11 protein-coding genes are annotated in these 13186 nt (G+C 71.9%); 4 read left to right on the top strand and 7 right to left on the bottom strand.

The features are described from left to right. Nucleotides 1-113 precede the first annotated feature (113 nt). From ACYQ8L_RS13650 to ACYQ8L_RS13680, 7 genes are all read right to left on the bottom strand, one after another. Nucleotides 114-539 (bottom strand): acyl-CoA thioesterase, encoded by a 426-nt coding sequence (locus tag ACYQ8L_RS13650; RefSeq protein WP_459942362.1) that lies wholly within the window; start codon nt 537-539, stop codon nt 114-116. A 49-nt stretch (nt 540-588) separates the two neighbouring features. After that, entirely contained in the window at nt 589-2472 is a 1884-nt protein-coding gene (locus tag ACYQ8L_RS13655) for a TRAP transporter permease (protein ID WP_459942363.1), read from the bottom strand. 2 nt (nt 2473-2474) lie between these two features. Then, on the bottom strand, nt 2475-3023 hold the full coding sequence (locus ACYQ8L_RS13660) for a DUF1850 domain-containing protein (RefSeq protein WP_459942364.1): 549 nt from the start codon (nt 3021-3023) through the stop codon (nt 2475-2477). Between the two features lie 12 nt (nt 3024-3035). Then, nucleotides 3036-4001 carry a TAXI family TRAP transporter solute-binding subunit gene (locus ACYQ8L_RS13665; RefSeq protein ID WP_459942365.1) on the bottom strand — a complete coding sequence of 322 codons (966 nt, stop codon included), beginning with the start codon at nt 3999-4001 and terminating at the stop codon, nt 3036-3038. Nucleotides 4002-4030: 29 nt separating this feature from the next. Continuing rightward, nucleotides 4031-4447: a hypothetical protein gene (locus ACYQ8L_RS13670; protein ID WP_459942366.1), complete on the bottom strand. Its 417-nt coding sequence runs from the start codon at nt 4445-4447 to the stop codon at nt 4031-4033. 173 nt (nt 4448-4620) lie between these two features. Beyond that, nucleotides 4621-6675, bottom strand: a complete 2055-nt coding sequence (locus tag ACYQ8L_RS13675; RefSeq protein WP_459942367.1) for a cache domain-containing protein — start codon at nt 6673-6675, stop codon at nt 4621-4623. After that, complete coding sequence (locus ACYQ8L_RS13680; protein ID WP_459942368.1) at nt 6672-8051, bottom strand: sigma-54-dependent transcriptional regulator; 1380 nt, start codon at nt 8049-8051, stop codon at nt 6672-6674. The genes ACYQ8L_RS13675 and ACYQ8L_RS13680 overlap by 4 nt, the downstream gene beginning before the upstream one ends. 238 nt (nt 8052-8289) lie before the next feature. On the opposite strand from ACYQ8L_RS13680, the gene ACYQ8L_RS13685 reads away from it, so the two are divergent. The 4 genes from ACYQ8L_RS13685 to ACYQ8L_RS13700 are packed head-to-tail and all read left to right on the top strand — an operon-like array spanning nt 8290 to nt 13135. Then, nucleotides 8290-9390, top strand: a complete 1101-nt coding sequence (locus ACYQ8L_RS13685) for a hydrogenase small subunit (RefSeq protein WP_459942369.1) — start codon at nt 8290-8292, stop codon at nt 9388-9390. Further along, on the top strand, nt 9377-10276 hold the full coding sequence (gene hybA, locus ACYQ8L_RS13690; protein ID WP_459942370.1) for a hydrogenase 2 operon protein HybA: 900 nt from the start codon (nt 9377-9379) through the stop codon (nt 10274-10276). Before ACYQ8L_RS13685 ends, hybA begins: the two co-directional genes overlap by 14 nt. Beyond that, entirely contained in the window at nt 10257-11453 is a 1197-nt protein-coding gene (nrfD, locus tag ACYQ8L_RS13695; protein WP_459942371.1) for an NrfD/PsrC family molybdoenzyme membrane anchor subunit, read from the top strand. The genes hybA and nrfD overlap by 20 nt, the downstream gene beginning before the upstream one ends. Continuing rightward, nucleotides 11450-13135, top strand: coding sequence for a nickel-dependent hydrogenase large subunit (locus tag ACYQ8L_RS13700; RefSeq protein WP_459942372.1), 1686 nt, complete (start codon nt 11450-11452; stop codon nt 13133-13135). Before nrfD ends, ACYQ8L_RS13700 begins: the two co-directional genes overlap by 4 nt. Nucleotides 13136-13186 lie beyond the last annotated feature (51 nt).

A 13186-nucleotide genomic window follows, 5' to 3' on the forward strand; every position in this document is an offset into this window, starting at 1 on the left:
GGAGGCGCCCTCTCGCGGACGAAATCGCCCCTCCCGCGCGGCGTACTCGTTCGTGGGTTTTCGTGCCGGGGCGATCCCGGATTCCCCAGAGGGCCGTGCGTGACCTTCGAACGTTAGGCGGGAATCGCCAGTCCCTCGAACGAGGCCACGGCCACCCGCAACGCCTCGGGCACCCGGCGCACCTGCCGGGTGGGGTAGTGGAAGATCACGAGCGGGGTTTCGCCCTCGGCCGTCACCGTTCCGGCGCGCTCGATCCGGTACTCCATCCGCAGGCCCGAGCGGCGAAGTTCGGTCACCCGCACCCCGATCTCGAGTTCGTCCCCCAGGAACATCTCGGCCCGGTACCGCGCGCGGACCTCGGGGATGATGATGGCGCACCCATCGCCCACGTCCATCTCGGAGAAGGGCCCCAGGTTCGCCAGGTAGGCGATCCGGGCGTCCTGGAAGTAGTAGAGCACCGCCGCGTACGACACGTGGCCGCCGTAGTTGATGTCCTGGATCCGGGGGCGGTAGGGAAGGGTGAAGCGAAAGCCGTCCATCGGTGCGTCGGTCTCCGGTCTACGGTCTGCGGTCTGGGAAGCGGCCCGGTCAGGCGGGGTGGGGGGCGGGCTGCCTCCGGCCCCGGGCGATCTGGCTCCCCAGCGCCGCGAGAAACAGGAGGTACCCGGCGGCGTCGGTCCAGAGGCTGGGCCAGAAGCAGCCCAGGGCCGCGGCCGCAAAGAGCAGGGTTTCGAGCCAGGTGGCGTCGCGCAGGAAGTACCGATCCAGGGCCGCCGCGAAGGCCATGAGGCCCACCGTGGTCGCGACCATCGTGGCGGCCACCTCGAAGGCCGGGCCGTTCAAGAGAAGCGGCCGGTAGGCCATGACAATGGGGATGATGTAAAGCCCCTTGGCGAGCTTCCACGACACGAAGGCGGTCTTCATGGGCGGGGCGCCGGCGATCCCGGCCCCCGCGAAACTCGCAAGGCTCACCGGCGGGGTCACGTTGGCGTCCTGGGAGTACCAGAAGACGATCATGTGAGCGACGAGAAGGGGTACCCCCATGTCCACCAGCGCCGGCCCGGCCAGGATCACGAGCACGATGTACGACGCCGTGACCGGGAGGCCCATGCCGAGCACCAGCGAGGCGAGACCGATCAGGAGGATCGCCAAGATCTCGTGGCCGAAGGAGAGTTCGAGCACCAGGCCGCTGAACTTGAGCCCAATCCCGGTGAGCGACACCACCCCCACGATGATGCCGGCCGCGGCGCAGGCCACCGACACCACGATGGCGCCCCGGGCGCCCTTTTCCAGGGCCTCCAGGAGCTTCCGGAGGCCCATGCGGCTCTTGGCCCGGGCGAGGCTCGCGAGCCACACGCTCACCACGGCCAGAAACCCGGCCTTCATGGGCGAGACGTGGGCGAGCAGCGCAACGATGAGCACGACGACCGGGATCAGGAAGTGGAGGTTTTCTGCCAGCACCTTGGACGCCCGGGGCAGGTTCTCCCGGGGCTGCCCGTGGAGCCCGGTCTTTTTCGCCTCGAAGTGCACGAACAGGAGCACGGTGAAGTAGTAGAGCACCGCGGGCACGAACGCGATCTTGATGATCTCCAGGTAGCTCGTGTTCGTGAACTCGGCCATGAGGAACGCGCCGGCGCCCATGATGGGGGGCATGAGCTGGCCGCCGGTGCTGGCTGCGGCCTCGATGGCCCCGGCCACGTGGGGCTTGAACCCGACCCGCTTCATCATGGGGATCGTGAACGAGCCCGTGGCGACCACGTTCCCCACGGCCGACCCCGACACCGATCCCATGAACCCGCTGGCGATCACGGCGGTCTTGGCCGGCCCGCCGCTGAACCGCCCCGTGAGGGCGTAGGCGAGGTCGATAAAGAAGTTCCCACCGCCGCTCACCTCCAGGAACGCCCCGAACAGCACGAAGATGAACACGAAGGTGGCGGCCACCCCGATGGGGATCCCGAACACCCCCTCGGTGGTGAGCCAAAGCGTGGTGGCCATCCGCTCCACGCTGTAGCCCTTGTGGATGATGAGGTCTGGCATGTAGGGCCCGAAGTAGGCGTAGAGGAGCGCCGCCACGCAGATCCCGGCCATCACGGGCCCGATCACCCGGCGGCAGGCCTCGAGCACCAGGAGGACCCCGATTACCCCGACCCACACGTCCTGGGGCAGCCAGTCGCCCTGGCGCTCGAAGATTTCGAGGAGGTTCACGTCGAGGTACAGCACCGCGTAGAGCGTGAGCCCGATGAGGCCGAGGTCGAGCAGCCACCAGAGGTTGAATCGGTCCTTTCGCACCCGGCGGAAGGGTGGGTAGGTCAGGAACACGAGGCACAGGATCGCCCCGAGGTGCACCGACCGCTGGACCAGGGCCGTGAGTGCCGTGAGCCCCGCCGTGTAGAGCTGAAACAGGCTCAGGGCCACGGCCAGCACGGTCACGACGCGGGCGACGGCACGGGTAAAGGGGGTGTTCGCCTCCATGGTCACTCGTCCTTTCGTCGGGGATCGGCGGCAGGGGGGAAGATCGCCCGCACCCACCGGGTGAGCCGGTCCACGGGCCGGGTGGTGAACCGCACGGGTTCCCCCGCCGCCCGGGCCGAGAGGTTCACGGCCGTGCCCCGCCATTCGATCGTGTGGTCCACGCCGGGGCTTCCCACCCGGAGCACGAACTGGCCTACCGGGTAGTGCATCCCCTCGATGACCTGGAGCCCCCCGGCGCCGGTCCAGCGGCCCCGGCCGGGCAGGTCGCCCATGCCGGCGCCGATCATGACAAACCGCTCGTCCTCCACGAAGATCCGGCCGCCGGCGTCCACCGCGTGGACCTCCCAAATCGGCTTTCGGTCCACCGAATGCACATAGTGGATCGTGAACCGTTCGCCCGGGTCAAGGAGGGCCGTCCACAAAGGCGGGCCTCCCCGCACCGGCACGACGGTGAGTTCCACGCCGCCAGGGCCAGCGGCCCAGGCCCACAGGCCCGCAGCAAAGAGCCCGGCCAGCGCACGAAGCGCCGGCCGGGCCGGAATCTGTGCCATGGCGGTCCGGTGTCAGGGACGCAGTTTCGCCGGAACCTTCACCCCCTTTTCCTCGATGGCACGGATCGCGCCCGGGTGCAAGGGGATCGGGGACTTGCCCACGGCGTTTTCGGGGGTCGTGTACTTGGCGAACGGATGGATCTGTTCCAGGTAATCCGTGTGCTCGAACAGGGTCTTGGTGAGCTGATACACCAGGTCCTCGGGGAGGTCCTTCTGGCAGATGATCACGTTCCACACGCTCAAGGTCGGCACGGGTTGGTCCACGCCCCGGTACACCCCGCCCTCGAGGGTCCAGGCGGAGTAGTAGTCGAAGGCCTCCTCCACCTTTTTCTGCTGCTCCGGGGTGAACCCAACGATCGCGATGTCGTGGGTGGTGGCGAGATCCATGATCGAGCTCGTGCCCGGAGCCACCACCCAGAACCCGGCGTCGATGGTGCCGTCCCGCAGGGCGTTCGCGGTCTCGTTGAACGAAAGCCGAAACACGTTGAAGCTGTCGAGCGGAACGCCCAGGGTTTTCAGAACGAGCTCCGCCATGAACGCCGTTCCGCTCCCGGGCGCGCCGATACTCACCCGCTTGCCTTTGAGGTCGGTGACGTTTTGGATTCCGGACCCCTTGAGGGTCACGATCTGCAGCACGTTCGGGTACATGCAGGCCATTGCAAGGATCTTTTGGGGTTTGCCCTTGAACTTGCCGACCCCGTGGTAGGCCTGGTAGGCCACGTCGCCCATCACCTCGCCGATCACGGTCTCGCCCTTGTGGGCGAGTTTCACGTTCTCGACGCTCGCGCCCGTGACCTCGGCCACGGCCTTGACGCCGGGCACGTACTTCGACCAGATCTCGGCCAGGCCGCCGCCGTAGGGGTAGTACACCCCTCCGGTGCCGCCGGTGCCGATGGAGATGAACGTGGTCTTGGCCGCGGCCGGTCCGGCCACGAGGGCGGCAGCGACGAGTGCCAACAAGGCGGTTCGCTTGCGCATGGAAGTCCCTCCTGCTCTCCGAAACGGGGTTAGTCCGCTATCGTTTTGACGAGAACCGTGAGTTCACCCGGAATCCGGGTGAGCCCCTTGACCGGGTAGGTGAAACTCGCCTCTTCGCCGGGTTTCAGCACCGGCGGTTTCCCCTTGCGGGGAATCAGTCCGCCAACGGCCTTGCCGTCGTCCAGGAACAGGTTCACCCGGTACCGGTGGGGCGCCGGGGAGACGTTCTTGATCTTCACCTGGAAGTGAAGCGACGGCGTTCCCTTGTAGGGCTTGATCATGCAGGCCAGGTCCTCCAGGCTCGCCTCCGGGGCGATCTGCTTCTCGATCGCTCCGGAGGCGCAGGGGACCGGGCCCTCCTTGACCTGGGTGCCCGCGCACCCCGCGGCCAACAGAAAGCCGGTTCCGGCCGCCAAGGCTGCCAGTCTCGTTCCCCATCGTTTCATCGCCATCCTCCTTTCCCCCATCTGGGTGCCGGCAACGGTTCCATGACAAAAAACGTTTGGATCTGGAACGGGCGCGGTCAGGTTGCCATCCGGGGCAGGGCCTGTCAACCCTCGGGTCGGTTGCCGGGAGGCCCTTCCCGGCGGCCACAACGGGGGTTCTGCCGCCGGCTTCCCTAGGCCGCCCGGGGCAGGATCACGGTGAAGGCGGCGCCGCGGCCCGGGGCCGAGTCGAGCACGATCCGGCCGCCGTGGTCCTCCACGATGGCGTGGGCGATGCTGAGCCCCAGCCCCGTGCCCTCCGACCGGGTGGTGTAGAAGGGGTTCCAGATGCGGTCCCGCTCGGCCGCGGGAACCCCCGGCCCCTCGTCCTCCACCCGTACCCACACGGTGGCGCCGTCGTCGCCCCGGCCCGTCGCGATGCGCACGGTGCCGCCCCGGGGGGAGTGGTCGAGGGCGTTCACCACCAGGTTCGTGAGCACCTGCCGGAGCTTGTCGGGATCGCCCCAGGCGGCCGGGAGGTCCGGGTCGGCCCGGGTTTCCACGGCCACCCGGTTCTTCCGGGCCTGGGGGGCGGCCAGTTCCAGGGTCTCCACCACCAGCCGGTGGAGGTCCACGGCCTCGCGGCCGGTCTCGGCCCGGGGCCGGGCGAAGGTGAGGAGGCTCGCCACGATCTTTTGGATCCGCTCCACCTGCTCGGCGATCGCCTGGGCCTCCTCGGCGACCTCGGGGTCGGCCTCGGCGCGAAGGAGCAGCAGTTCGGTGTTGGCCTGGATCGCCGCCAAAGGGTTGTTGATCTCGTGGGCCACGCCGGCGGCCAGGGCCCCGAGGGCGGCGAGCTTGCCCGAGCGCACCAGCTCGTCCTGGGTCTCCCGGAGCCGCCGGAGCGACGCCTCGAGCTCCTCGTTCGTCTCGCGCTGGCGCTCCATGAGGGCGAGGAGTTCCGCCCGGGCCCGGAGGAGGTCCTCGTTGCGGCGCTCGAGTTCGGCGCTTCGCTCCCGGACCTTTCGCTCGAGATCGCGGTTGAGGGTTTCGATCTCCCGGTCCCGTTCCTTGAGGGCCTGGATCATGGCCCGGAACTCCCGGGCGAGTTCGGCCAGTTCGTCGTCGCCGCGAACGGGGATCTCGGCCTCCAGCCGGCCCCCGGCCACGTCGCGGGCCGCCCGGGCGAGCAGGCGCACGGGCTTGACCACCGAGCCGGCGAGCGCCGCCGCCACCAGGAGCACGGGCACGAGCCCGACGCCGTGGAGCGCCGCCACCCCCGCCAGGGTTTTCCAGAGGAGCGCCCGGTAGGGACCCTCCGGGAGCCCCACGTAGAGGATGCCCACCGGCTCGCCCGCCGCCGAGCGCAGGGGCGCGTAGGCCGAAAGGTACCATCGGTCCACCACGAAGGCCCGGTCGATCCACGGCTCCCCTCGGCCGAGCACCTGCCGGGCCACCTCGGCGCTGGCCCGGGTGCCCACGGCCCGGCCGCCTCCGGGGGCCGGCACGTTGGTGGCCACCCGGACGTCCCGCAGGAAGAGGGTGGCCGTGCCGGGGCTCGCCTCGCCGAACACCACCCGGCGGATCCGGTCCACGAGCCCGGGGTCGGCGCTCAGGACGTCCAGGGCGTACACGCACCCCCGGATCCGTCCCCGCTCGTCGGACACCGGCGCCGCCGCCACCGCCACCAGGGCCCCGTCGAGGCGCGAGGGCCCGCCCGGGGCGGCCCGGGGGGTGGGAACCACGTCCAGGCGGGCGGCCCGGGCCAGGTCGGGGGCCTCCCGTTCGAGGAGGGACAACGGCACCGCCTCGGTGCTCACCGTGGCCTCCCCCAAAAGGGCCCGGCGCACGGGGGGCAGGGCGGTGACCGGGTCGCCGGCGCGGCTCGGGTTCCGGGCCCGGGCGAGCGCCAGGCCCCCGGGGCCGGCCGCCGACAGCACGTCCTCCCCCAGCCGGACCCTGGCCGCCTGGAGTTCGGCGGTGAGGTCCGGGGCGTCCCCCGCCACCAAAGCCCGGCGGACCCCGGGCAGGCCGGCCGCGAACCGGACCCCGTCGAGGAGCCGCTCGAGGCGGGCGTCGTAGATCTCCCGGGCGGCCCGGAGGTGGCCGGCCATCTGCTCCTGGACCTGGCCCACCAGCACCCCCCGCACCACCCACGCGGCCACCCCGGCCGAGATCACGAGCGACAGGAGCCCCAGCGCCCCGAAGGCCAGGACGACCCGGCGGTGGAACCCCCGGCGCGGGATCATGCCGGCCCCTCCCCGGGGGTGAGCCCGTACTCCCGGATCTTCCGGTCGAGGGTCTTGCGGCTGATCCCCAGGATCCGGGCCGCCGCCGATTTGCCCCACCGGGTGCGGCGCAACACCTCGGCGATGTAGGCCGCCTCCACCTCCCGCAAAGTCAGATTCCGCCCGGGCCACCGGATCTCGCCCTCGGCCGTCGGCCCGGCCGCCTCGCCCAAGGCGAGGAGGTCGGGGCCGATCCACTCGCCGGGGCACAGGATCACGGCCCGCTCCACCACGTTTTTGAGTTCTCGCACGTTGCCGGGCCAGGGGTAGGCCCGGCAGGCCTCGAGGGCGGCGGCCGAAAGCCCCCGCACGGCCCGGCCGGTCTTTCGGTTCGCCTCCTCCACGAAGGCCTGGACCAGGGCCGGCAGGTCCTCGAGGCGCTCCCGCAGGGGCGGCACCCGCACCGTGAACACGTGCAGGCGGTAGTAGAGGTCCTCCCGGAACCGCCCGGCCCGCACGTCGGTCGCCAGGTCCCGGTTCGTGGCCGCCACGATGCGCACATCCACCTTGCGGGGCCGGGTGGCCCCCACCGGGAGGCACTCCCCCTCCTGGAGCACCCGCAGGAGCTTGGCCTGGAGCGCGGGGCTCACGTCGCCCACCTCGTCGAGAAACAGCGTGCCGCCGTCGGCCTCCTCGAAGAGCCCCCGCCGGTCCTCGTCGGCGCCGGTGAACGCGCCGCGCACGTGCCCGAAGAGTTGGCTGTCGAGGAGCGATTCGGCCAGGGCGGCGCAGTTTACGGTGAGGAACGGGGCGTCCCGGCGTCGGCTCCACTCGTGGACCAGGGCGGCGAGCCGTTCTTTGCCGACCCCGGTCTCCCCGGTGATGAGCACGGTGGCGTCGGTGGGGGCGGCCCGGCGCACCATCTCGAGCACCGCGGCGAACGCCGGGCTCTGGGTGGCGATGGTCCCGGACTTGCGGGTCTGGCGCAGTTGGCGGCGGAGCCGCTCGTTTTCATCGAGGAGCCGCCGGCGCTCCAGCGCCCGCTCCACCGAGGCCAGGAGCTTCTCCCTAGGGAACGGCTTCATCAGGAAGTCCACGGCCCCCCGCCGCATGGCCTCCACCGCGGTCTGCACCGAGCCGTAGGCCGTGAGCACCAGGCAGGGAAGGTCGGGCCGAGCCTGGCGGAACTCCTCCAGGAGCTCCAGGCCGTCGCCGTCCGGGAGCCGAAGGTCCAGGAGGGCGAGATCCAGGGCCTCCGGGTCGGCATGGAAGGCCCTCCGGGCCGCCTCGGCCGTGGAGGCGGTTTCCACCTCGTAGCCCGCCAGGGCCAGGGACCGGGCCAGGGTGCGGGCGAGCACCCGGTCGTCGTCCACCAGCAGAAGTCGGTTCGGTTCCATGGGGCACCTCCGGGCCGGAAGGGTACCCGATCGCCCCGAAATGGGTCAAAAGGAAACAAATAGGGTCGGATTGACCCGGTCGATCCGGCGGGTCAGAGGAGATTGTGCGCACAAGGTCTTGTGTCGACTTCGGTTTGGCGGCTGGCACGGGCCTTGCTCGGGAGCGGCGGCGCGCGGCGGGGGGGGCCGGCGAACGTGGGGCGCGAGGGGCGCCCCCCATCCAAGAAGGAGGGAACGCATGGCAAACGACCCGGCTTGTGGCCCCGGCGGGTGTTCCCGTCGGGGGTTTCTGAGGGCGTGCGCCTGGGCCGCCGCCGCCCTGGGCCTGCCGCCGTCCGTGGTTCCGCGGGTGGCCGAGGCGGCCGCTGCCCCCGACAGGCCCCCCGTGGTGTGGCTCCACTTCCAGGAGTGCACGGGATGCTCCGAGGCCCTCCTGCGGGCCAGCCACCCCGACGTGGCGAGCCTGCTCCTCGAGGTGGTGAGCCTCGACTACCACGAAACCCTCATGGCGGCGGCCGGCCAACAGGCCGAGGAGGCCCTGCGGCACACCCTCGAGGCCGACCGGGGCCGGTACCTCCTGGTGGTGGAGGGGGCCATCCCGACCCGGGACGCGGGGCGGTTCTGCCGGGTGGGCGGGAAGACGGCCCTGGAGAGCCTCCGGGAGGCGGCCGAAGGGGCCGCCGCGGTCGTGGCCGTGGGCACCTGCGCCTCCTTCGGGGGGATCCCGGCCCTGCCGCCCAACCCCACGGGCGCGGCGGGGGTGGCCGAGGTGCTCCCCGATGCGGCCGTGGTGAACCTGCCGGGCTGCCCCCCGAGCCCCTACAACCTGCTCAGCGTGATCCTCTACTACCTCACCTTCGGCAGGCTCCCGGACCGGGACGACCGGGGCCGGCCCCGGTTCGCCTACGACCGCTTGATCCACGAGCACTGCGAGCGGCGGCCCCATTTCGACGCCGGCCGGTTCGCCCGGGCCTTCGGCGACGAGGGGCACCGCAAGGGGTGGTGCCTGTACCAGCTGGGCTGCAAGGGGCCCATCACCCACGCCAACTGCTCGGTCCAAGGGTTCAACGACCTGGGGCTGTGGCCCGTGGGGGTGGGGCATCCGTGTGTGGGGTGCGCCGAACCCGGGGGCTTCGGCCACGGGATCGGCGACCGGGTTCCGATCCACGCGGCCACGCCCCCCGATACCTACCCCCCGGTGCCCTCGGGCGACCGCGGCACCGGCCCGGAGCCCGCCGCGGTGGGGGTGTTGGGGGCCCTGGCCGGCGCGGCCCTGGGGGCCGGGGCCGTGGCGGCCCGGAAGCTGCCCGACGGGGAGGACGGCGATGCCCGGGGGTAGGCGGCGGGTTCTCAAGGCCCTGTGCGCCGCCGGGGTCGCGGCCGGCCTTCGGCCCCCCCGTGCCCGGGCCTCCGCCGCGCCGGTGTCCGGCGAGGGGGTGGGCCTTCTCTACGACGCCACCCGGTGCGTGGGGTGCAAGGCCTGCGTGGCCGCCTGCAAGCGGGCCAACGACATGCCGGCCGAACGGGCCGCCTTCGACGAGGCCGGCCTGTGGGACGCGCCCTCGGACCTGAGCGGGTCCACGCGCACCGTGATCCAGCTCTACCAGGGACCCGAGGGCCGGTCGTTCGTCAAGCGCCAGTGCATGCACTGCGAAAAGCCGGCCTGCGCCTCGGCCTGCCCGGTCTCGGCCATGGAGCGCACGGCCTCCGGGGCCGTGGTCCACCACCCCGAGCGGTGCATCGGGTGCCGCTACTGCATGGTGGCCTGCCCCTTCAACGTGCCGCGGTTCCAGTGGGGCTCGGCCACCCCCCGGATCGTGAAGTGCGACCTGTGTTTCAGCACCGCCCTCGCGCGCGACGGCCGGCCGGCCTGCGCGACGGCCTGCCCGGCCGGCGCCGTCACCTTCGGCGCCCGCCCCGGGCTCCTGGCCGAGGCCCGCCGCCGGATCGCGGACGAGCCCGGCCGGTACCGGCCCCGGATCTACGGGGAAACCGAGGTGGGGGGAACCCGGGCCCTGGTGCTCTCGGCGGTGCCGTTCGAGCGCCTCGGGTTCCCGACCCTTCCGGACCGGTCCTACGCGGCCCTTTCGGAAACCATCCAGCACGGCATCTACCGGGGGTTCGCGGCCCCCGTGGCCCTCTACGCCGGGCTGTTCTGGCTGGCCCGGCGAAACCGGCGCCGCAGCGAAAAGAAAGGAGGCGACCATGGCGACGGCCCACGCTGAGGAACACGCGGCCCTGGGGGGGCGGGTCTGGACCCTGCCGTTTGCGGTGCTCTTGGCCCTGGCCGCGAGCGGCATGGCGGTGGTGGCCTACCGGTTCTGGGCCGGCATCGGGGCCGTCTCGAACCTGAGTGACGGCTACCCCCTGGGGATCTGGATCGCCTACGACGTGGCCACGGGCACGGCCCTGGCCTGCGGCGGGTACGCCTTGGCCTTCGCCGTGTACGTCGGGAACGGGTTTCGCTACCACGGCCTCATGCGCTCGGCCCTCCTGACCGGGCTGTTCGGGTACGGGCTCGCCGGGTTCTCGGTGCTCGTCGACCTGGGGCGGTACTGGAACCTGCCGAACCTGTTCCTCCACCCCAACCCGAACTCGGTGCTCCTGGAGATCGCCCTGTGCGTCATGAGCTACTGCGTCGTGCTCGGGGTGGAGTTCCTGCCGGCGGTGTGCGAGGGGGCGCCCGACACGGCCTGGGGCCGGCGACTGCGCCGGCTGGGCCCGGCGCTCGAGCGGGTGCTCCTTCCGGTGATCGTGCTCGGCATGACGCTCCCCACCATGCACCAGTCGAGCCTGGGGTCGCTCTTTCTGATCGCCGGGACCAAGCTCCACCCCTTCTGGCACACCCCGCTCCTGCCCCTCCTGTTCCTGGTGAACGCGGTCCTCATGGGCTACGCCGTGGTGGTGTTCGAGTCGGTCACCTCGTCCTACGCCTTCGGCCGGCCCTACGAAACCGAACCCCTGGCCGGCCTGGGCCGCATCGCGGCCGGCGCGGCGTGGGCCTGGACCCTGATCCGGGCCGCGGATCTCGCCTGGCGCGCCCCTTGGGCCGGCGCCGGCTGGAACATGGCGGGATGGGTCGCGGCCGAACTCGCCCTGACCGCCCTGCCGGCGGCGGCGCTCCTGGCCGGGCGGGTCCGGCGCTCCCCCCGGTGGCTCTTCGTGACGGCGGCGTCCCTTCTGCTCGGCGGGGGGCTCTACCGCATGGACGTGTACCTCGTGGGGTTCGACCCGGGGGGCGGGTGGCGGTACTTCCCGTCCCTCGCCGAGGTGTGGATCACGGTGGGCATCGTGGCCCTGGAACTCGCGGGGTACCTCTTCTTCGTCAAGCGATTCCCGGTTCTTCCGGTGCACCGCGGCCCGGCGGCCGTGGAGCCCGTGCTCGAAAGGAGAGCGGCATGACGCGACGCATCACCATCGACCCGGTCACCCGGATCGAGGGCCACCTGCGGATCGACGTGGAGGTGGACGCCGGCCGGGTGACCGACGCCTGGGCCTCGTCCCAGATGTGGCGGGGCATCGAGACGATCCTCCGGGGCCGGGACCCCCGGGACGCCTGGGTCATCACCCAACGGTTCTGCGGGGTGTGCACCACGGTGCACGCCATCGCCTCGATCCGGGCGGTGGAGTCGGCCCTCGGGACCGCGGTGCCCGTGAACGCCCAGTGGATCCGGAACCTCATGATCGCCCAGCACGCCGTCCAGGACCACATCGTGCACTTCTACCACCTCTCGGCCCTGGACTGGGTGGACGTGGTCTCGGCCCTCGGGGCCGACCCCCGGGCCGCGGCGCGCCTGGCCGAGACCGTGTCCGACTGGCCGGGGAACTCGGCCGCCGCGTTCCGGGAGGTCCGGGAGCGCCTGCGGCGGTTCGCGGGGTCGGGCCGGCTGGGGCCGTTCCAGAACGGGTACTGGGGTCACCCGGAGATGCGGCTTTCCCCCGAGGCGAACCTGATGGCCGCGGCCCACTACCTCCAGGCCCTGGAGGTGCAGCGCAAGGGGGCCCAGGCCGTGGCCGTGCTGGGGGGGAAGAACCCCCACATCCAGAACCTGTGCGTGGGCGGGGTGGCCACGGCCGTGGACCCGGACGGCATGGCGGCCCTGAACCTGGAGCGGCTCGCCCTCGTGCGAAGCCTCGTCGAGGAAACCCGGGACTTCGTCCGGCGGGTGTATCTGCCCGACCTCCTCGCCATCGCCCGGGCCTACCCCGAGTGGTTCCGGGTGGGCCGGGGGGTCGACGCGCTGCTCGCGGTGCCGGAGTTTCCGGTGGACGAAACGGGGGGTGCGTTCCTCCTGCCGGGCGGGTTCTTCCCCAGGGGCGGTCTGGCCTCGTGGCAGCCGATCCGCCGCCACGACGACGGGCGGCTGGTGCGGGGCATCGCCGAGTCGGCCGAGCACAGCTGGTACGCCGACCCGGCGCCCCGCCACCCCTGGGAGGGCGCGACCGAGCCCGTGCCGGCCGACTACGACCCCGGAGGCAAATACACCTGGTGCAAGGCTCCCCGGTTCGAGGGGGTCCCCGTCGAGGTGGGGCCCGTGGCCCAGATGCTCGCGGCCTATGCCGACGGGAACGCTCGGGTCCGGTCCCTGGTGGACGGGGCCTGCGAGGCGCTCGGCATCGGGCCCGACGACCTGCACTCGGTGATGGGCCGCATGGTGGCCCGGGGGCTCCGGGCCGCCCTGATGGCCGACCTGTCGGTGGAGTTCCTGGACCGGCTCGAGGCCAACCTGGCCGCGGGCGACCGGGAGTACGCGCGGCCGGCCGAGATCCCGGCGAAGGGCGAGTTCCGGGGCGTGGGGTTCCACGAGGCGCCCCGGGGCATGCTGTCCCACTGGATCGTGATCGAGGACGGCCGGATCGGCCGGTACCAGGCCGTGGTGCCGAGCACCTGGAACGCCTCGCCCCGGGACGCCCAGGGCCGCTCGGGGCCCTACGAGGCGTCGCTGGTGGGGCTCCCGGTGGCCGACCCCGAGCGGCCCCTGGAGGTGCTGCGGGCCATCCACAGCTTCGACCCGTGCATCGCCTGCGCGGTGCACACCCTGGACGTCGGGGGCCGGGAGATCGCCCGGGTTCGGGTGCTCTAGTGAGGCGTTCTCGAAATCCCATGGTTTTCCCACGGGGTGGGGCTGGGGGCC

The organism is Deferrisoma palaeochoriense, from assembly GCF_054656955.1.